Genomic DNA, 22,147 nt, shown 5'->3' on the forward strand with positions numbered 1-22,147 from the left:
AAGCCGAAGCTCCTAAAGTCAAAACGCCTAAAGTCAAAACGCCTAAAGCCGATGCTCCTAAAGCGGCACCAACCTCTTCAGTTAATGAATCGAACGATGTCCCATCTGAGCTAGAAGAAAGGTACGAAAAATTAGCTAAACAATTCGATGAAGATTCAGACATGGTTGATGAAAGTCTTGAAGAAGCTTCAGAACAGTTATTGGATGACGAACTATTTGGTGACCTAACTGACGCGCTTAACGGTAATGACGATTACGACCCATCAACTTCATTTAGAATGTAAAGAGAGTTTATATGGCTACAATGAAATGGCTAGACCTAAGTGCAGACAACGCAAAAATCTCTGTAGAAAGAAACCCTGGCAAGCCTGGTACCGAAATGCAAATTGTTGCGATTAGTGGAAATGTAACAAAACAGCAAGGTGAAATGCTTAAAGGGTTAGGGTTTACCCAATTAGGCATCACTAACCCTACCCGCTCAAAAGTGTTTGCTTCTATGAAGTACACTAAAAAAGAACCTATCGCAAAAGGTGATCTTAAATTATATCAATTGGTTATCAACAAAATTGAATTCGATAAGCTCCAGGAAATATTCCCTAACTCTGAAATGGTTAACACCCCTACAAGTGAACTTAAAGGCTTTTGGGAAGGCTTCGCCAAAAACACCCCTGAAGCACAGTTCTCTTCTGTCAATTCTGTTAAAAGCCAATTGGCATTACAGAGTGCAGAGTCCATCGGCCTAAATGAAAATGGCACCGAAATTTTCTTAACTTCAACGAACGATCGTTATTGCCTAAATGGTGAAAACCTTATGTTTGCTAAGAAAAGAAATTCCAACGCTTTTATGGAATTTGATTGGTTAAATAGTTCATCTAAATTGGCTGCAGCTAAATCATTAATGGCTGAAATGGAGCAAACAGGTCAAGCTATAACACCTAACCGATTAGATCAGATTATTGAAACTGGTGGAGAGAGTATCCGCTTAACTTCAAATCGTGCGGCTGAAGTTCAAACGGATATCATTATTAATTTAAACTCATTACTGTTAAATGACATCCGTAGTACACACAACAAAGAATCGATAAATTTAGAAACCCTATCCACATTAAACGACAATATGGCGAACATGCCGCATTCTCATCGAGATAGTATGTTCTCCAAGCCATTACCACCAGCCTATTCCTTTGTGGCCCGTAGTTTTCTTGAGGCGATTGATAACTGTGAATCACTTACCGTTATCAATGATAAAACTACGTCTTTAGCCACCCTTATTCCTAGCGAAATGCCGATCAGGTTCATGAAAGAACAGGGGAATCGACATGAACTATACTCGACTGCATTTCAAAATGAATTTGGTAAAACATCAACTTCCCTTTATCAAGCGGGGAACCAAGCTGTAACGCCAGGCTCTCAGATTTTATTGGCCACTAACCAAGGTTCTCTAAATGAACCTCTGGAAATATTTGGTGTAACTGTGAACTATCAAGCTGAGTTGGAAGCAGTTCAAACACTGAACACTATGAATGACAATTCTCAAGCTATGATTGTCATGAACGCTGATGACTCCTATTCACTGGGTACCGTGTCTATGGAATCTTATGATGTCCATAATCATATCTTCCAGAACTTTAATGTCGTCGATATGTTTGACGCGTCACCGATAATTTTTGGCGATAACGAGGAAGTTAACGCTAAGCGTGTTTACCTCATTAACGGAAAAAAACCAATACCTAGTAGCACCAATGCCCCAACAGATATCAAAGCTCTGTACTCGGTCAACGATATCTATGAAGTATCACTAGCACTTAAGGACGCATTTGTAAGTACCATTACATCGAAGCCTAACCTTAAATCCACCGACTTAACCTCAACCACTTCAATCTCAGATATATTGGCTAACTACACATCAAACCAAACTGAATCCTCAAAATACGATTTGAACTTCGCTCAGTCACGATATACCCCACTCACCTCACTAAGTCGCGCCAACGATATGGCCGCAATGCCAAGCAACTTCGTGAACGCAAATCGCGAAGCTGTTATTAAACTCATTAAAGATGTTGGCAACCCAGATCAATTTTTGATGTCAGAGATGGGAATGACCAGCGAAGAAATCACCTCAGTTTGGGATGCAGAGCAAATAGATGCGATCACCCTAGGTATTTGGAGGCTTAAAAATAACAAGCCATTCCTACAGGGTGATGCTACCGGTAAGGGTAAAGGGCGTACATTAGCGGCATACATGGCTTGGTCTGTAAAACAAGGCCGAACCCCAATATTCATGACTTCTAAGCCAGATTTGTTAAATGATATCTACAGGGATATCCGTGATACTGGGCTTGATAAATATATTGACCCATTTTTCCTTATGCCAGATGGCAAAGATATTGTTGATAAGAGTCAGAACTCAGTAATTTTTGATAGCAAGTCGATTACCAAAACAAAAGGTGATTATCTAGAAGGCAACTATACTTCTATCAATGAAAACTTAATCTGTACTACTTACTCTCAAATCAACGGTTTGAAATCTGTTCGTGGTCGAAAAAAAGTTAAGATTGAAGATCGTATAAACGATCGCGCTAAATGGTTAATTGAGTTCGCTAAGAATAACAATGTGCAATTCTTATTCGACGAATCACATAACATAGCGAGTAAAGACACTAACAGTAACGCTGTCATCGATCTTTTAAAGGATCAATCACAGCACCCAACCATTCGAGCATCTGCTACATGGGCTAAAAACGAAAAGAATATTGCTCAATGTAGTGATTTATTCCCCGAAGAATTTACTCCTCAAGTTCTTGAAAAAATGGTCCGACAAGGCGGAACAACTTTCATCGAGACACTTTCAACTACGTTGATAGCAGAAGGCGCTATGGTTCGCCGTGAGCACAACTATGGCAAACGTATCGTTAATATCATTGAGTCCAAACAACAGCAACGAAATAAAATAGCAACAGACACACTTTCTGAAATCATGCAGAAAGTGAAAGAGTATGGACGTGAAATTTTTAAAGGTATCGCAGCTATCTCAAGGTTTCAGCATCAACATAAAGATGTAGATATTATGTCATTTGCTGGTACTTACAGCATTATCACAGAGTCTTTTGTCGAAGCTCTTCGATCTGAAGAAATCGCTAGGAGTGCAATATATTCCATAAACAATAGCGAAAAGCCAATTATCGGTGTAGATAAAACTGCTGAACAGCAATTACGCTTTCTTTACGATTCAATTTGTGAGACTGAAGGTATAGAAAGTGGCAAACCTATTGAACTAGCAGTGTTCCCCGATTTCAAAGTAGCTCTAGACCGTTGGCTAATTCGCGAAGGTAATCGCAAAGTAAAAGTAACAATAGAGCCGACACCGGCACAAATTGCTGCAGCTAATAAAATAGGCGAGGAAGCACTTCCCACCATAACTACCGAAGATGTTCACTGGCGTAGTGAATTAGATATAACCTCTCCCACATTCCAGAAGTTAGACGCCCTAGAGAAAGAAGTATCTGATCTTATTTCCAAGATGCCAACTTTACCTCTTTCGCCTATTGATGTCGTTAAGACAGAGTTGGCAAAGCAAGGTATGACTTCAACCGAAGTATCAGGCCGAAAACTTCATGTTCGTTTAAGTGACGACGGCAATGGTTACGTCATAGAACCAACGAAATTTGATGACAAACCCCAAGCTCAATATGACTTTAACTCAAATAAAGCAAACGCAATCATTGTTACAAGGTCTGGAACCGAGGGAATCTCACTTCATGCACAAGGTAACTTTAAACAGACTGGTGCTCAAAATCGCCGTCATACCTTCCTAATGAGTTCATTCTTCGATGTAACCCAAGAAGAACAGCTATTCGGACGTGGAGAGCGCAAAGGCCAAGTAACCACATCAAAATCAAGTAAAGTAATAACTGGAATGCCCGTAGAAGCACGTTTATTGGCTATCAGTGAACGAAACCGATTAAGATTATCTGCATCGACAACCGGTAACTCACAATCGATTCGAGCTACAAATACCATACCAAATTTGATGAACAACTTTGGTAACAACGTCGTTGCTGAATACTTATCTGAACAGCAAGAAATAATGGAACTGTTAGATTTTTCTCAATCTGAACAGCAAAACATTCAAGATTTTGGATCTGATGCATTCAATAGTAATGAGATTAGCAGCCTCTCAACTAAGGTGCTAGGTCGTATGTCACTGTTGAATTACGAACAGCAAAACTCCCTACTTGATGAGTTGACCTCGTTCTATAATTCGAAATTGGAAGCTGAACGCTCAAAAGGTTTAGACCCAATAAATACGCGAATGGTTTCAGGAAAAATCACTACCATTAAAGAAAGTACTCTTTCTGGCACGACTAAAACTCATTACGTCAGTGAATTTGAAAAACCTGTGATCCTAGAGCAAATTAAGCTAGAACACCCTCCAATTCAAATGAACACCGAAGTCCTTGAAACGAATATTCATAGGTCTTTGAAGTCTCTATCTGAATATTTGCAAAAACCTAACTCTAACCTTACTGAGCTAGGTATCCACCTGATCAAGCTAAAAGAAAAAGGTCTTGAACGAGCACTACTTCAGCACAATCAAAGCGCCCTTGTATCATTACGTAACCGCAGTGCTGGTGCCGCTACTATTTCTAGTGTTGAAGAAGCTCTGGCCATGCCTGATAGCAACAAAGTTAAAACTGCATTGCGCAACTTTGAAACGATTTCGATTTTAACTAAGAGCGTTAAAATTGGACAGGTCTTAAACATTCAAGATGGTCGAAAAATCGTCATTTCAAATTTGGAGTTTCCAAAAGATAATCACAACATTCTGAACCCGTGGCTTTACAACGTTGAGTACTACTCTACCAAAGGTGAGATCGGTAAAAAAATGTCTGCTATGACATTTTCGCAGTATTTTAGTGGACCGGAGGACGTTAAGAACAACTCACTTGGGATGTATAGCAACGATCATGCTATCAATGAAGAATTTAGAAGCCTCAAACTATCCGGTGGCATCGAATTTATCAATATACTTAAAGGTAACATAGTTGAAGCAGCTCGCTTGAATGCTGAAACCCGAATGGGTTCCCAAATCATTCTAAAAGATTTAGATAATGGACGTTCAGTTCCTGTAATTCGCGCAAGAAAAGACCTCACTTTTGAAAAAATAATGAATCAACAGTTTGGAGCGAATCATGAAGCGAATGGAATTATCCTTAAGCACTATGAATTGAATCTGCAGCAATTACCTAACGTTTATATCTTCGATCATATCTCCTCCATAGGAAGTGATACTAAACAACAGGGTGCTGTTATCATAGGTGATGCTGCATCACCTATTAAAATTAAACTGCCTAAAACAAAAGCGGGACGTCGAATACTAGCTAACTCGAACCCGTTTGATTCAAGAGAAGTATTCAAAGACGGATTTAACAAGAAAACTGGATTGTATTCTGAGTACTACTTCGATCTCGAAGATTCATCTTTTGCCTTAGAAGTCCTTAATGATGCTGGCTTTAATATTCTTATTAGCGGTAATGAACTGGATCTTTTGAAGAAACAAACCAATAGAGTTCTGGCTAAATTCTCTCATTCATCTACGCAAGAAATCGACAACTCCGCAACAAGCAAGGACCAAATGACCATCAACGATGCGATGGTTGCATTAGAGTCGGAAGCTGATATGGAGAGCGACATAGAGGTTGTATTAGAAAATTCGAACAGCATAGAAAACGCAAAATCTGAAATTGAAGAATCTCTTACATTGGCTGGGGGACTGCCAGAAATAGAAGACGATATTAAACCTACAAATAAAGCTGAAGTTGCAAGTGATAAATCAGATGAAGAAATATCACATGATTTAGCGGATCTGGTTGGAGAAGTACGTGCTCAAACTCAACCCGACGCATGTATCGCTCAACCAGAAAAAGTGGAAATGGAAGATCATTCATTATCTAATACTGAAGGTATTTCAGATGTTAGTTCAGAACTAATTGAAGAAATAGAGGCCGCTATAGATACCACTTTACCGGTATTTGAAGGGGTTCACTCAGAAGATCTAAATGATGACATTATTTCCAGCCTTCAATCGCAAGTCGGTAATACAACGCTGCATACTGAAAGCGAAGGTAATCTATTGAACGTCGAGAATGCAAATTCAATTGCTTCCAATAACCCTCCGAATCCTGAAGTTGAGGACGAATTCACCGATGTGGACAACCTATTTAGTTCTGACCTTGCAGTGAATGAAAACGTAAATTCTCCTACTTCAACTGCAGAGACAGTGCCAAATGAAAGCATCGACCAGGCAGAACATGACGAAGATGAAGTCGAAGACATTATGAATTTCTTCGAAGAAAACGACATTGCAGATGAAATAGAAATGGACGAAGCCATTGCAGAATCTCTGCCGATGGATGCCACCTCGACATCAGAACTGTTAGATGAACTGAACAACAACCAAAACTCAGAAGAAATTTCTAATCTTTTTTCACCAACGCCATAAGGAAATGTAATGAAATTTTATGAAGTGTGGCCTGATTTGGTCAATTACAATCAGCAGTTTAATGAATTGGTGAATAACCTATCCGATGATGCAGAACCTCTTGAAGTGGAGTTCCCCGAAAGGGGAGTTCACTATATCTTTTTGGTAACTGTATCTGAGGTTGGTGCTGACGAGGACACAGAAGATTTCTATAAGAACCAAGTGATAATTCAAAAAATACTTGGTGCTGACGACCTATCTCACGGGATGCTTGTCGATTTGGAAGGTGAAGTAAACTGGGTTAGTGTGGGATCAGACATTATTTCTATAGATCATTACTTTGATAGTTACACTGACACGGCGGCGGTGGTGTATGGCTAAAACACTTTTAATCGTAGAATCTCCGAAGAAAATTGAAAACTTCCAAAAATATCTTGGTGATGAATACATAATTAAGGCCAGTGTTGGTCATATTCGAGACTTACCGAGTAACGACATGGGCTTAGATGAAAATCTTCGACCTATTTACGTCGAAACTAAACCAGATGTTATTGCTGCCCTCAAAAGGGCGGCTAAACAATGTTCTCAAGTCGTCATTATGACCGATTTAGATAGAGAAGGTGAAGCAATCGGTTGGCACTTAGTCGACGCATTAGATCTAGGCGATAATTACATACGATGCACCACAAACAACCTAAGCAAAGATGGCATTTTAAAAGCATTAAATAACCCACGAAAACTTGATATGAACCAAGTTTACGCACAAGAATCACGTCGGGTTCTGGATAGATTAGTCGGTTTTAAAGTAAGTGGCCTAACCAGCAAGTTGCTATCTCTACCCTCTGCAGGTCGAGTTCAATCTCCAGCTTTGAGGCTGCTTGTAGATAGACAAGAATTAATCGATAAATTCTCTAGAGTCCCATACCATGATTTAAGCATTTTACACCCTGCTCCAAATGGGAAACAGTGGATGTCCAAATTGGATGTCGAGTCGATGATTGCCACAGGGAAAATCGACCATTTACTATCTCCACAATTGCTTGACGATGCAGGAAGGCCTAAACAACGTCATATCACTAATCCTAAATTCATCCAGACGATCTCCGACGAAGTGTTTCGTCGCGGCACAATTCGCGTTGTTAGCTTTTCACAAAAGGACTCGAAAACCAAAGCTCACGCACCTTTTACAACATCAACAATGATACAGAGTGCTTCGAATTCTATTGGGTTATCTACTGAACAGGCTATGCTCGCGGCTCAAGGGCTTTTCGAAAAAGGTCTAATTACGTACCACCGAACAGATAGCACTACATTCGAAGCAGACTCTCTTAAATTAGTTCGAGATTTCATCGATACCTGGCAGAAAGGGAAAGGGACGGACAGGTACTTATCCCCAACAATCAATTCATACCCAAACCCGAATGGCGCTCAAGCTGGCCATGAAGCCATTCGACCTACCAATTTCAATTACGATCTATCACTGTTAACAAACGCTCAAGAGCGCGATTTATATAAGCTCATCTTTTGCAGAACTGTAGCGTCACAAATGAGTGATGCTCTATTTAGCACCTCTGAAGTCGTGCTAGATGGAGGATTCGAAATTGCTTCTGTACCCGTTAGATTCAAAGCTCACGGTCGCATTCCAGTTTTTGATGGATGGAAAAGCATTTACTCTGAATCTGAGGAATTAGGTGAATTCGATGAAAAACCGTCTGAACAATTGATACCTGAAGTCTTTAATGATCAAAGCGTACAAGTCCTCAATTGCTCAGTCCAAAAGAAAACAACCAAGCCACCATCTAGATATACCGAGGCAAGTCTTGTCTGCGACCTTGAGAAGCGCGGTATTGGTCGACCATCAACTTATGCCACTATTTTTAAAACGCTCTACTCTAGACCGTACATTAAGGCTGATGGCCGTTTTTTAAGTCCTATGAAAAATGGTACCGACCTCATTAGCAACCTAAAAAATAGGTTTAAATTTGTGGAATATGATTTCACCGTTGCAATGGAATTAGAAATTGACAAGGTAGCGTCTGGTAGAACTACTTATGACATGCTCGTACCTAAGCTAAACGCGGAACTTGATATGGAAATAGAGAGTTTTGTTGCACATAGCAAGAGCACTATTCGATTCTGCCATTGTCCTAAATGCGATAAAGAATCACTTATCAAGAAAATAAACCAAAAGAAGAAGTTTACGTATTGGAGCTGTACTACCGAAAATTGTGAAGGTTTCTACCCCGATAAAGATAACAACCCGAATACCGATTACAAACCCGCTCAAAAATCACAATTCGATTGCCCTAAATGCAAAAAGCTTAAACTTTCTCTAAGTCGTGAAAACGCAGACAACCCTAAGCGGTGGTTCTTTTGTACAAAAGAGTGCAATTTCCTCTGTGCAGCTAAACCAGACAGCAACTCAAGTCTAATATTTACACCCGACCTCTCTGAATATGAACGTAATCATAAATACAACTGTCCTAAGTGCAAATCTGGCTTCCTTAAAAATTTGTTTAAGCGAGATCAGGAAAGAACTCCATTTTGGATGTGTGAAAACGATAAAAAGTGTAAGACATACATAGAGGATATTAATGGTTCTCCAAACTTTGACTTATACGAAATTGAATTTAAACGTAATCATACTCACAAATGCCCTTCATGTGGCCCGGGCTATCTGAAATTTAACCAAATGAAGACCGACGCACAACGTGTTTGGTGGAGTTGTGATCAAGGAAAGGGTAAGTGCAATACTTCATTAAATGATAAGAATGGATCTCCTGATATTGATGGTTGGAATGCTAAAGTTGAAGAGCTCGCGAAGCTGGTGGACTGTCCGAATTGTCGTAATGGCAAATTAATTAAAGCCAAAAACAAGCCTCTGTATCGTTGTTCAAATACAAATGCTAAAGGGGCAAGTAAATGTATGACATTCATAGATTGCGACTCTAATGGTCAACCTGATTTGGATAAACACTTCAACAAAGGGAAAAACAACTCTAGCCAGGTCAAACCAACTGTCAATGCATGTCCTAATTGCAAGGAAGAACTTAAGATTAACAAATTGACTCACAAGGCTACTTGTATAAACAAACATACATTCAAGGTAAATGCTAAAGGTGTCATTCTAACTCTTGGAGGAGCTGGCCAACCAATAATTCAATAAATTACATTCAAAAAAACGCTCAAAATAGTGAGCGTTTTAACTAAGATTCCAATCTACTTCGTCAGCTAGCTAACCTACATTTTACTTCAACAAGCGCCTTGAAGAATCGGTGAGCATTAACTGATTCATCATCGATGATTACACGCCATGAATTCCCCTCATCTACAACTGAAACCTGCGGCACTTCACCTTGATAATTAAGATCTACGAGCAATGTTGGGATAGCTAACGGTTCATACCCCTGATTGCAGATATCATTCGTGTATGACAGTTTTTCATACTGACTCAATTCAAATGCATTGTAAGGATAATTAAAGGCATAAGACGATGATTTTGATACAACTAACTTCCACTTATCTCTTACCTGATAGCCAACTAGATTGGGAGCATTATTTATAGAAAGAACCTTTACGCTAGGAACACCATTTGCTTTTAAAGTGCGATACATCGAAACCATCGATGATTCGCTCAATAACAGACTATTAATAGACAATAATTCTTCGATAAAACCCTCGTCATTCAGTGATCTCCGCTTATTTGAAATGTAATACGATGCTATCACTCCAAGCTTAGGGTTTTCCTCAATCGCTTTAGATACTTTTTGCTTTGAAGACAGTTCGCCTAACGCAAGTAAATGCTGAGTTTTGGACACATTATCATGGAGCTCATTGACTCGCTTTAACAACAGGCTATCCGACTCATTAACAAAGCAACCTGAAAGCGAAAGCACCATAACCGTGATCGATGTAGATTTCTTTAGGTTTAACATTATCCACCTTACACAATATAAGAATTCTGATATAGTCTATTTACACATAGTAGTATAAATGGAAAGCAAGTAAAAATGATAGTCTTTGTTAGAAACCCAACAAGTAGCGAACGACGGGAAATACTTGGTATACACCACCTAAGCCATGAGTCAGAAATACAGGATGTCTTAAATGGATATAGCAACAATGTCGAATATTACAGTATCGCCGAGAATGTGAACTTCAGCGTTGAGGGGAATACTCGCAAAAGTCGGATTTACATCAGCAAATTTGGTTTGCCGAAGTCCATAGAAAAGACACTGTTAAATGGAGAGTGGAAATGCAGAGCAGACAATTTAATATAATCATTATTGTTTTGTTAGGGCTTATACTGATTGTTATGACCAGTATCGCCTCTATATATGCATACAGCTTGCTTGCTAAACAAAACAGCTCGAATCAATCATTGCAATCCATTGAGGTTATCGTAGATGACAAACCTACGACCGAAAGTTTGATGTTATACAAAGAGCAATCAAAAACAGTCGACGATATCAAACCTGAACTGCATAGAAATGTACCTACTGTCGTTCTCAACTCTCAAATACTTCAATCTACAAAATTAACTCAAACACCACCGACGAAAACAAAGTCACAAATAGATAGAACAATACCAAATTGGGACTGCAAATTATTTTACTGCAATGAAGGTGACCCGAAGATTTACCCACTGAGAGCTAGTATGGCTCAAGCCTTAACCAACGCTACCGCCTTTGAGTTAACATCAGACTTACCAAATGCGCCTGTTTCAATGGTTGTAATTTTTGACCCTACATGTCCTGAATGTAAGCGTTTCTATCGAGAAACGATTACTGAAGTTTTACATAGGAACGGAAACGTTAAAATCATTCCGACCATTTACTCTGACAACCTCTCCGTCTATAAATTACGTGAAGTCCAAAAGATGCTATGCGCTTCAGACTTAGATCAATTCCTTCACAATATTGCCAATCGATTACCTACAGCTAAAGATTACGATTGCAAGGTAACCGTGGATGACGCACGAAAAATCGTGGGCAAAACAAAAGAACTACTAACTCCATTTGGCGTAGCTGGTGCTACCCCCCTAACACTAACTAAAACATCCAATTGGTTAGGTTTTCAGCCATACAAAAACGTCGTTAAACACATCAACCCATAAAGATTAAGACAAGGTACAGCAAGTGACTGCAAATACTCTAATTTACAAAAAAACAACACTAATGGTACTCACCGTCTGTTTAGGCCCCCTTATTGCCGGATGCTCGATAAAACCTCAAAGTAACTACGATGTTGGTGATCCTATTCAAGTAACAACAGACTTACTGAAAGATACAAGACACTTCAATGTCACATCTGACTATAACCCTTCTTATTTAGATTCATTGCTGAAACGTAACCCAGTAACTCTTATTGACGACCAAGATTGGCAACAACTTTTCATTAAAACAGAATTTTCGAGCGATAAATCTTACAGATTGGAAGAAAATTTACGTCGCACCTGTTGGTCTTTAAACAATGAAGCCGAACTCAAAATAGTATCCAGAGCTCATAGAGGCTCCGACTACGACAATATCATAACTGCATGCGTTTCTAAGCGATTAGGGCCTTATAAACCCTTATTCTTCTACTCTCAAGTACAAGACAGAGTCATAGGTGATTACCTCATGATGTTAACACCTAAAAACCACTATTCAGACCAAGCTTATCTGTGTAAGGCCAAAACTGAAGGTTACGACCTACCCTCAAATCTATTTTGTAAAGTCAATTCACAATAAGAGTAATAACTTATGGGGATAGTTAAATCGTCATTAAAGACTCTGCTTAATCCATCGTGGGCAGGTACGTTAGGAGGCAAAGCTAAAGCTCCTTGGGCTCAAGCTTCTGAACAATGGCACCAAGTTGAAAACAAGAGGATTAAAGGCCTTTCTGCAGTTGATTGGGCGCACCAAATATTGACCAATAACATTACAACGGAAAACCAAGAAATCATCATAGAGCGCCACAAAAATAGAGCTAGGCATAATAAATACGGCATCTATATATCAGTATTCGCCGCCAATGTTTGTTGTGTTGCTCTTATCTTCGACCTAACAGACTCCATTGCATACACAGCAATAAGTGTGAACTGTGGTTTGCAATTCTTAAAAATGTGGGTTGTTAATTTGCACAGACAAAAGCAGGTGCTAGTAGGTGCTCTATTCCCTCTTTCATGGATGGTTACAGATTTCAATAACATTAAGTTCTTAGACAAGGGCGTTTATCACAAGAAGAAATTGGTTCACCCTGCCTTTCCGTTTATGGGTGAAGCACTAGATAATCTCAAAAAACTAGAATCCAACAACAAATAAAAAAAGGTAAGCCAATTGTCAGAACACAACGGAAATGGAAGCAGCGACACGCTATTCGTAATCTTAATGATCGCAGGAACTCTCATATGTGGCACCTTATATTATTTCGATGAAATCATAACAATACCTTGGGCCTTATGGCGTTACGCAGACTCATTTATTTGGTCAAACCTCCCTCTACCCGACTTTATTACAGTTCCTCACGCCAACATCATTAAGTCATTCGATAACTTAGAAGAACTTAGGCTACTGGAATATGGTCACGTATACCAAGTGGAGCAATCTGTAATGTTTGTTACAACTTGGCTGTATCTCCTTATATCTATACCTGGAATAAAGCGTGTTGTAACAAAGAATAGACACGCAGATAAATTCAAGGAAAGATTGAATTTGGACTCCTTGATAGAACAACAATCGGTACTATGGCGATATAATCGATATCTGATTAAGCACAATCCAATAAAAGAGAGTTTAGACGTAAATGTAAGTCGATTTGCAGCAAGAGAAAACGTACGATCTGGACTAAAGAGGACAAAAATCATTAGACCACACAGGCCCACAAATACAGTGATATTTGATCTTCCATTAGCTACAGAAATATTCTCTAAACAACTACGATACCCCATTAAGACAGTGGATGACGTACTCAACCTACCATTCCAGTTTCATTTTTTTATTTGTATTTTTGCATCTCGCATAAGTGAACTACCTGATTTGATTTCGCCAGAAAGGATAAATGACGCAAAAAAAAGGGTTAAACGCATAAAACTCATAAAATGGGTAACCCCTACGATTTTAAAAAAGGTTTATAAAAATAAGTTCAAAGCTTTAGAGCATGAACTTATCTCGCTCGCTTATCATAACTACAATGCTACTCAAAAGATCAAACATTCCCTTGGGGTTAACGAGGATTTCCGCTTCCAAATGTTAGGTGATTACTCATATTTTCTGAATGACGAGCATGATGTAACCTACATCGAAGATGAAATAGCAAGAGTACTTCCAATAGTTATGGAGAATGAAATTGTATTGGAATATTTATCTCAACATGCATTTGCTGAAACATTTTTAAGGCGCCTACTTAGAGAGTCCAGGAGTCTAGGAAAGCTTTCTTCATCACAATTTGGATATTTAAAGATTATGGACAGGCAGTTATGGTACGCAATGAATGACGAGGGGCTACCGGGTTCGACAATAGAAACTGCAGGTATTAAAGCGCACTTTGAAGCCGAGTACACTCGCAAAAGACGTCATGTATTCCCCACTGTAGACCAAGCATTTAGTAATTTGGAAAATATGAACATCCCTAAAGACTGCGACCAATTTGACACCATAGTAACATTACCTGATCACCCATACTCAGAACTATTTCCTTACGATCCGACAGTTGAATACAATGAACACAAGCAGAAACTAGACAACGATCCAGAGTATCGAATTCAACAAACGTTAATTCGACAACCTAAAGTCAAAAGTTAATGTACTGGTACATAGATTTAGAGATAAGCGGCAACCGAGCTTATGATGAAGTAGTCGAGCTATCGATAATTGAGTCAAGTTCTTTAACTGCAGAGGGTTCAGTGATTTTCAACAGCTTAATATCTGGTGCAGAATCTTTAACCCTGGAAGCGCAAGCGATAACCGGCATTAGTATTGAAGATTTAAACGATAACTCACTTCCGACGATATCTGATGTCATCGATACTATTGCTGAAAGACCTAATTCTACGATTTTAGTGAGCTATAATTTACAGTTTGATTTGGATTTCATACACCATTCTGGGATGCTAACCGGTGATAATAGGATGGAAAGAATGATGATCAAAGGTATATGCTTACTACAGGCAGTAAAAACATACAGCGGAAAGCATGTAAGCCTTGATGACAGCCTTGGGATAAGAAGGAGTACACATCGCTCACTATATGATACCAAACTTCACATGGAGCTGCACAGGCGCTTAGGTAGGGTAACCACCAGCAAAGTAGAGAGTTTTATTGTAAATTCAACGCCAGAGTTTATCGCTTAAATTGAATGGATTGGCTAAGCAATACAACATTGGATGGGGTTTCTGACGCCTCTTTAGCTGATTCAATTGGCTTAATACCGTGGTTAACAATAGCTTCTAGAGAAACTTTTAACTTTGCTAAAGCTACAGTGTCAGTTACTGAATCACATCGAGTAGACAAAGATTCTATGGTCATCTGCCTTAAAATTGAATCTGTATCTATTGGCATATTAAAGTGGGCTTGCATTAATAAGAAATCTATCCTTTTGTACGTATGCTTTTGGGTTTTGAGAAATATCACACCTATGTACATCCCCCGTAGCTACCTCTTCTGCAACCATCCTGGCTATATCTGTATATGATGTATGCACTTCTGATTGAATAACAGTTAAAGCAACAGGTTTACGAGAGCGAAGGGCTTTAAAATAATCACTCATAGCTGAGCAATCATCGGAGGTAACGGACACTTTGAATGTGAAAAATTGGCTAAACAAAAATAGACGTAGATAAATAGACTCATTAATAATCGTCACGTTGAAATCAGTGACTTCAGATATAGATTTTAATATTTCTAATTGAGGGACTTCTAAGGCAATTACCATATATTGAGATAGGGAGCGGTTTATGCGAAATCGCGATAAGTCATCAATGAGGTGAACACGCAATTCGCCCGGCACTTCCAAAAGAAAATCGTCATACTCTTGGTGACCAGCCACATTATCTTCATTGACGGTAAATTTATCACCATTTATCTGCTCAAGCATAAATTCACCAAACACAGCGTTCATTTTTGGTATTTGCTCTACGCTGTTGACCATCCTTGCGCTGCCCTGTCCTAAATCAATTCTCATAATTTTACTGCTCTCTAAAGCCTATTTATTGTATAGTGTGTAAACTGAATATCTTGAGGTTAAAACCCTATTTTCGTCACACTTTTTACCTAACTTTCGTCAAGATACATTATTCACTATTGGTTAACAAACTTTATAGAGCGATTACTATGTCATTTATTGACCATTTATTTATACATTCGGGTGCTATGAGCATATTTTGTTATCATGGTCACAATTTACAAAAAGATCAACAAGCACTAATCGAAGCTTTTCTCCTTTACAGTACACATTCTAATTCTGTTCTGACCCTTGGTAAAACTGTATACAACGAACTTGTTCATGTAGAAAGTGACGGAGAATTACGTTTGTTCATGGAACTTAAAACCGCAGTTGACCCTACTTTACAACACCTGTTCTGCCTCGATGCCGTTATTGAAACTTGCAATAGTCACTGCATCAAAACAGAGATAAATGGCGAAGTTAGATATGAGACTAAAGATCTATGTACGTTCTTCCTCAACTACACCAATGCTAATAAAGGTAAGACTCTAGATATTCGCAAATTTACTCAAGACCTAATGACGCATTTAGTGAACGAAACAAGGCTAAACGCTAACACCAACCTAGCCATGTGCTTGTAAGGAATGAATTATGGGTAATCGCATTAAGGATGTTTTGAACCAAAAAATTAATGATAGCCAAGGCGAAGATTACAAGGTTCAGGTTAAGACAACTTCGATTAAACAGTCAAAACAATCATCTCTTAGTATGAGTGTTTTTAAATCCATAACCCCTATTGTCCTCAAAGTTATGTCTAAAACGACAACTACTGAAGAATTTGCTCACGAACTAAAAGACATCATCACGTCAATTGCAGCAAACATAGAGGCTCAATCAAAAAACCTAGGTCGTATTTCTGGGGGGCTCACTGAAGACGAAACGTGGATTTATCGTCGAATCTTTGCTATTTCAGCAAAGGAGCAGGGACGACAATCAAAAATCCAATCACAATTCATACTAGCATTACTGACGAATACAGAATCAGCCGACAAACTGATTAATATGACTGGTATAGATAAGGGAAAAATACAAACCCTAATCACCCAAATTAACAGTTACAATCGCTACCAAGAAAGGGATAATTTCTTTTCGACCGTAAACTCTTCAATCATTTCCTCTGCGAATAAGGTTCAAAATGAACTGTCTCACATACAATTTTTTAGTGAAAAAGAGTCTGCATTAAGCCTCATCCACGGCGCTATATCAGTGACAGCAGAAACTCTATATCGCCGACAATCAGACTTGCCTAATTCAGAGCAAAAACAAATGCTCAGGAAATCATGCATGAACCACGCTACAAGCATAATTGTAGAGTGTGTAAAGCAAATTGCTAAAAGTTACGACAATAACATTCGACCAACGGATTTTGATGAGTTCGACGAAATATTGGATAAAAAGGTGTCGTTTTGCACGAGAGCTATAGATAAAACAACGTCTTCCCTTGTCAATGTTATCTGGGGGCTTGAAAATAGTCATAAGGCATCTGAAATACTACAAGCTTCTTTAACTGGTACAAATGTTTCAACGGCATTAAATAATATTGAAATTCTCACAGAACTTGCGTCTGTTTCATCGAATGAAAACGGCTCTGATAATGTACAAGCAAAAAGGTACGCCGCCCTCTTAAATGATTTGAGTTTTATCGTCGAATACTCCATTGAAAACACCTCATTTGTAACGAGCATCGATAGAGAGCAAGCAATGGCTTTTGCGAAACACTCTTACTACAACGCGTTTAAAAATCCACTTAAATACTTACACAAAAGCGATGCCGACTTGTCGATTAAGCATCTAAAAATGTGTAATAACATTGCGATTTACCTTCTATCTGAACAGTCTGAATTTAACAATGTAATGAACAATAACGGCTTGATGCCTGAAGACATACAAGCGTTTAGAAGATCTAAGACTATTGCGTTTAAGGCTAGTGCGAACAACCCATTATCAGCAAGACAATTCATCGTCCCGTCTATTGCAGAATTAACATCCGTCTTATTTGAGACTCAACGCTTTAACTGGGGCATAAATACTGCTTATCTTGCACCCAAGCTTGGTTCTATGCTTATGGATGCAACTAACAAGCTTTACTTAACCAATAAAGAATCCACGACTTGCAGTTCTACATCAATGTTCAGGTCCAGTTTAGAGTCAGCTTCATACTTACTTCGAAGCTTATGGAGAACAAAATCCACAGAAACACTCGAATCGTCTAATAGAAGTTATGCGATGGGGAAAATATCTGAAAAAGAATGCCATAAAGTAATTGAAAAATTCCACATAGAATACCTCAATAAAGTTGATGAACTTACCTATAACTCAAGACTACTAAAAGGCTGTATCGATGATATCTACAATGCTTCAGACAATTTCGACTACCAAGCCACAGTATCGCCAAATTGAACAGTAAAGGGTCAGGATGAAATTCAATAAACTCAGAAGGAAATGCATGGGGTTAATTGCGGGAGGGGCAATTGGCGGTGGTGTAGCTCTTGTTACTCCTAAAACCGCTAACGCATTTAGCATGCCTCTAAGCCCAGAAGAACTCATGGAACAACTTATCGAGCAAGGCGGTGCCATCCTTATGAGATTTTTGGGGTATCGATTCTCAAGTAACTTCCAAGATGCTTTTGATCGATACACCGATAACAACAAAGAAACAACAAAAGAAAAAAATGGAGATATGGCCAAAAACATAACTCAATCCTATGAAGCAACAATATTTAAGATGACTGAGTTGATGAATCATGAAATCAGCTTGGATCTGTATACCCCATCCACGGCATGTGCGAACGGCGAACTCTCAAAAGCGAACAACAGATTAAACAAAGCTATTGGTTCTGCCACTCCAAAAGCAAGAAATACGATACACGAATATTTTGAAATTAAGTCTGAAAACTTAAGTGAAGCGATATTTTATCGAAATAAGACCTTTAGTACGTTGTTGAACTCTCAAGGCGAACCTGAATTTAAAGAGTTGGAAAAACTCATCGGCGTAAGTCACTTTGATGACACAAAGCGAGCTGAACAAGAGATCGCTGCTCTCATAGGAGATAGACCATCCTATGAAGATTCAACTTCAAACCTTGATGCCATTGTTAATCAATCAGACCAGATTAAAGAAAATATCGTCATTGATGCCTTGATGGGTATCTTTATTCAACGTATAGCGTCTTCGAATGTACCGGTAGAGTTCAGAAAATCCTTAAGTTCTGAACTCAATAAAATGTATCCAAATTCGAAGCTTTCAAGTATCGAATTGCTACACCTAGAAACACTCTCACTGAGTTCTAATGAATTATTCAATAATGCCGTATCTAACTCTCCATCACTCACCACAGCTATCCAATACTACAATCCCATACAAGCTGTTGAGAATAAAATACAAGTTGAACGATTAAAAATAGCTGAATTACGAAATTTAGTGAAAAGTTCATCCAAACTGGAGAGTGAAAATGGCTAATTTGGATTATGGTCACACTAAAATAGATTGCAATAGAAGGGATTTTTTCCGATACGCAGCTGGTGGAGCTGTAGCTGCTGGAACAATGACATACTCCAGCGATAGCCATGCCATCGTTATTACCGCTGCAGCTATAGCTGCGGGGGAAAAAATTGGTTGGGCGGCGAAGCCATTCCTAGACTTGGGGGAAATGACACTTAGTGAACTGTATGACATGTTCATAAAAGAAATGACTAGCATGTTCAGTAAAGGGGCAACACAGGCCATAGATATGGTCCCCAATGCAATGCAACAAATCTTCAACAATGACTATTTACATAGAATACAGCCTTTAAGTGACCCTTGTTCCTACAATAGCCTAGCCCATGTTGGCGTAAAGCGATTGATTCAATCGGAAAACCTAGCCCGCGAATTAAACCGACAAGGTGTTTTATCTACAAAACCATTAGGTGAGTGCCTACCAACATATGCTTGTTCTTTCATTGATTCTCAACGAACCGAACCTATGGATGAACAAGAATACTTAGGTTTACGCGACCAATTCCAAAGAATAAACACACCTCAACAAAAGCTTGAAAGTTTCACGCTTGATTACTTAAGAGTTTGCCAAAGTGCTAAGCGTACTCTTAATACAGCAATTTTGAATTATGAAATGTCGCGAATTTATACGAATCGCCATATAGATTCATTTGAGAAAATCAGATCCACTTATCAATCTGAGAAGTGGCGAACATCTATGAATGAAACAGCTGCGGATATCTCATTAGCTCAAGAGGTCATCTACCAGAAAAGTAGTTCTGTTCAGATAATGTTCGAACTGCTAGTAGCAGAGCAGAACTTACTTGTAGCAGAGTGCATAGATGCCCTTTCAACAAAGAAGGAAATTCAAGAATGAGAAAAATGGAATGTAAAGTAAAAAAAGATAGTGAAGCGATTACTTTTTCTTCCTATATCGATTACTCAACAACATTCAACTCTTGGGCAACACCATCGAGCTTGAATAACTCAACATCTATAATTGAACCGGCCCCTGTAAATACTAAATACATTGCAGTTGGAGCTCTCGCCGCTGCGGCATTTACGTATTCTCCGAAGGCTAATGCAGGACTAGATGACATAATTAACCAGCTTACATCACAGTTCGAAGAGATGTTTGAACCATTACTATCGAGTGTACTCGGTGGTTTCGGAAAAATCTTAAATGCTGGTCAGTCCGACGGCTCTTCAGCCATCGTAAAAGCCATTTCTACAAGTGGCGATATGCAGATCAAAGCTTTAACTGAGGCGGCTAATAACCGCCTTACGATGGCTTCTATGCCACCACCTAATCACTGTGAGTCAGATGATATAGGTATGGCAAGTAAAAACAGCAATCAATCATCTAACCTAACACTAAGGGAGCTAAGTAAAACGTCAGTTAAGAACTATGAACCGAATAGCATTCCATTTTCGGTTCGAATCTCTGGGATTGCAAATCGATACAGCAACAACGAGCACATAACCATGTCGACGGCTCTTTCATCAACAAAACTAGATAGTTCGCAAGTAAAGATGATGATCGACGGTATTGATGTATTAACTGCAAAACAAACTGATTCAATTTCACTAGACCCGGCAATGGCTAATTCAGAAAGCAATGTAAGTAGAACCGAATATTTATTGCAAAGTGCTAAGGCAGCTAAATTGGAAGTTTCCAAAGGTGCCTTTTATGATGCGGTCGCTGATAGAACAGTAGCTTCTCATGGTGAAAGCAAACTTAGCCTAATTGAAAAAGAAGTAGACCGTACGTACGGGGGCGGTAGTTCATGGAGAGATGATTTGTTGAATTTCGGTGACCCTACGCCGCTTCTAGCAGAACTCAACAAACAAGTTTCATTAAGTAATTACATTTTGTCTGAATCTCTAAAAAAAACTAGCCAACAAAATATTCTTATCGCAACCAATAACGTAGATACAATCTAAGGATCACTCATGAAGAATAAAATCAACGCTGACTCTATCAATGTGGGTGGTTCAAATGTTCACGATACACTTTCTTCAACCGAATCATTGGAACACATACGAATACACGCAAGAGTATTTGACGAGGCGGTACAAAAGGAACTTGAGGCCCTAAAGCAATTGTACGAATCTGCTCCAGAAAATGCTCATAGACTTGAAGAATTCAAGATAAATGACAGATCTTTCGACGCCGACAAAACATACTGCGACGATGAACATTTGAATGCACTTGTAAAGCAAGAGTTACACGACAACTCTGTACTTTACGAAAAATTAAAAGCAGAGTTTGAACTGGAGAACACCAAAAACAACAATAGTTCATCACCGAGTTTTTTGAACTTTTTAAAATTCGGTAGCCCTAAGTCTTTAGATGTGGAATATAAAAAACAACGAAAAAACAAACACATAAGAATGCTTGAAGAAAACACCCAAAAGATACTAAATTCACAAGACAAGTTTAACCGAAGCCTAGCTCTTACTGAAAGTCATTTTAAAACTCTAAATGAAATATTTGAAAATAAAGGCATTTCAGACATAAATGCGCTTAATCAAGGCGATCTTCTGTCTGCAATGCAAGATGATGCGGCATTCTCAAATCAATTAAGAATTACGCTAGCTGCCCATAAAGACTTGTTAAACAATATTGAATTTCAAAGTACGGATGTTTTAAATCAAGGTACTTTAGACGTATCATCTAAAACCATATCCACAGAGTACCTTAACCAAATGCGAGCAATGTGCAATGAGTCCAACGTACAAATGGAAACTCTCAATAATATCATTAAGAAGACGGCCCCAACTTTAGATAAGGAATACGCGGGAAACCAACTGGAATCTTCGGATGGGATTTTCGACCAATTTAACAAAGAATCGCTTGATGAGTTTTTAGCGAATGTTGGTAATATTTTTCAAGCTTTCAAATCCTTAATCATGCCGAGTTCAAGCATCTCTACACACACGATGGGTCAATAAAGACCATTGGAGTCTCATAGCAGACTCCA

At 38.8% G+C, this 22,147-nt stretch carries 17 protein-coding genes; 15 read left to right on the forward strand and 2 right to left on the reverse strand.

Going from position 1 to position 22,147, the window contains the following annotated elements; translation table 11 throughout:
- The 4 genes from AB4653_RS02765 to AB4653_RS02780 form a co-directional block, all read left to right on the forward strand.
- Positions 1-284 (forward strand): hypothetical protein (locus AB4653_RS02765; RefSeq protein ID WP_372103289.1); only part of this gene is annotated, 284 nt, incomplete at its 5' end.
- Between the two features lie 11 nt (positions 285-295).
- Positions 296-6,502, forward strand: coding sequence for a strawberry notch-like NTP hydrolase domain-containing protein (locus tag AB4653_RS02770; RefSeq protein ID WP_102258389.1), 6,207 nt, complete (start codon positions 296-298; stop codon positions 6,500-6,502).
- Between the two features lie 9 nt (positions 6,503-6,511).
- Positions 6,512-6,862: a hypothetical protein gene (locus AB4653_RS02775; RefSeq protein WP_102258388.1), complete on the forward strand. Its 351-nt coding sequence runs from the start codon at positions 6,512-6,514 to the stop codon at positions 6,860-6,862.
- Positions 6,855-9,647, forward strand: coding sequence for a type IA DNA topoisomerase (locus AB4653_RS02780; RefSeq protein WP_102258387.1), 2,793 nt, complete (start codon positions 6,855-6,857; stop codon positions 9,645-9,647). Before AB4653_RS02775 ends, AB4653_RS02780 begins: the two co-directional genes overlap by 8 nt.
- A 61-nt stretch (positions 9,648-9,708) precedes the next feature.
- On the opposite strand, the gene AB4653_RS02785 is transcribed toward AB4653_RS02780, so the two are convergent.
- Positions 9,709-10,416, reverse strand: coding sequence for a hypothetical protein (locus AB4653_RS02785; protein WP_102258386.1), 708 nt, complete (start codon positions 10,414-10,416; stop codon positions 9,709-9,711).
- Between the two features lie 320 nt (positions 10,417-10,736).
- On the opposite strand from AB4653_RS02785, the gene AB4653_RS02790 reads away from it, so the two are divergent.
- From AB4653_RS02790 to AB4653_RS02810, 5 genes are read left to right on the forward strand one after another with little or no spacing between them, the layout of a single operon-like run.
- The gene (locus AB4653_RS02790) at positions 10,737-11,597 is read left to right on the forward strand and encodes a thioredoxin domain-containing protein (RefSeq protein WP_102258384.1); all 861 of its coding nucleotides are present in this window, start codon (positions 10,737-10,739) and stop codon (positions 11,595-11,597) included.
- A 22-nt stretch (positions 11,598-11,619) separates the two neighbouring features.
- A complete protein-coding gene (locus AB4653_RS02795; protein ID WP_102258383.1) occupies positions 11,620-12,213 on the forward strand; it encodes a hypothetical protein in 594 nt (197 codons plus the stop codon).
- Between the two features lie 12 nt (positions 12,214-12,225).
- Positions 12,226-12,786 (forward strand): hypothetical protein, encoded by a 561-nt coding sequence (locus AB4653_RS02800; protein ID WP_102258382.1) that lies wholly within the window; start codon positions 12,226-12,228, stop codon positions 12,784-12,786.
- Positions 12,787-12,801: 15 nt separating this feature from the next.
- Entirely contained in the window at positions 12,802-14,265 is a 1,464-nt protein-coding gene (locus AB4653_RS02805; RefSeq protein WP_133151979.1) for a hypothetical protein, read from the forward strand.
- Positions 14,265-14,813, forward strand: a complete 549-nt coding sequence (locus AB4653_RS02810) for an exonuclease domain-containing protein (RefSeq protein ID WP_102258380.1) — start codon at positions 14,265-14,267, stop codon at positions 14,811-14,813. Before AB4653_RS02805 ends, AB4653_RS02810 begins: the two co-directional genes overlap by 1 nt.
- Positions 14,814-15,022: 209 nt before the next feature.
- Here the strand turns inward: AB4653_RS02810 and AB4653_RS02815 are convergent, their stop codons facing one another.
- Positions 15,023-15,643 (reverse strand): hypothetical protein, encoded by a 621-nt coding sequence (locus tag AB4653_RS02815; protein WP_102258378.1) that lies wholly within the window; start codon positions 15,641-15,643, stop codon positions 15,023-15,025.
- A gap of 353 nt (positions 15,644-15,996) precedes the next feature.
- Between AB4653_RS02815 and AB4653_RS02820 the strand changes: the two genes are divergently transcribed.
- From AB4653_RS02820 to AB4653_RS02845, 6 genes are read left to right on the forward strand one after another with little or no spacing between them, the layout of a single operon-like run.
- A complete protein-coding gene (locus AB4653_RS02820) occupies positions 15,997-16,266 on the forward strand; it encodes a hypothetical protein (RefSeq protein ID WP_136975324.1) in 270 nt (89 codons plus the stop codon).
- 10 nt (positions 16,267-16,276) lie between these two features.
- The gene (locus tag AB4653_RS02825; RefSeq protein WP_102258376.1) at positions 16,277-18,085 is read left to right on the forward strand and encodes a hypothetical protein; all 1,809 of its coding nucleotides are present in this window, start codon (positions 16,277-16,279) and stop codon (positions 18,083-18,085) included.
- 46 nt (positions 18,086-18,131) lie between these two features.
- Positions 18,132-19,145 (forward strand): hypothetical protein, encoded by a 1,014-nt coding sequence (locus AB4653_RS02830; protein WP_102258375.1) that lies wholly within the window; start codon positions 18,132-18,134, stop codon positions 19,143-19,145.
- Positions 19,138-20,040, forward strand: a complete 903-nt coding sequence (locus AB4653_RS02835) for a hypothetical protein (RefSeq protein ID WP_102258374.1) — start codon at positions 19,138-19,140, stop codon at positions 20,038-20,040. Before AB4653_RS02830 ends, AB4653_RS02835 begins: the two co-directional genes overlap by 8 nt.
- A complete protein-coding gene (locus AB4653_RS02840) occupies positions 20,037-21,107 on the forward strand; it encodes a hypothetical protein (RefSeq protein WP_102258373.1) in 1,071 nt (356 codons plus the stop codon). The genes AB4653_RS02835 and AB4653_RS02840 overlap by 4 nt, the downstream gene beginning before the upstream one ends.
- A gap of 9 nt (positions 21,108-21,116) precedes the next feature.
- The gene (locus tag AB4653_RS02845; RefSeq protein ID WP_102258372.1) at positions 21,117-22,118 is read left to right on the forward strand and encodes a hypothetical protein; all 1,002 of its coding nucleotides are present in this window, start codon (positions 21,117-21,119) and stop codon (positions 22,116-22,118) included.
- Positions 22,119-22,147 lie beyond the last annotated feature (29 nt).

The organism is Vibrio sp. 10N.222.48.A3, assembly GCF_041475345.1.
Taxonomy (GTDB): domain Bacteria; phylum Pseudomonadota; class Gammaproteobacteria; order Enterobacterales; family Vibrionaceae; genus Vibrio; species Vibrio tasmaniensis_A.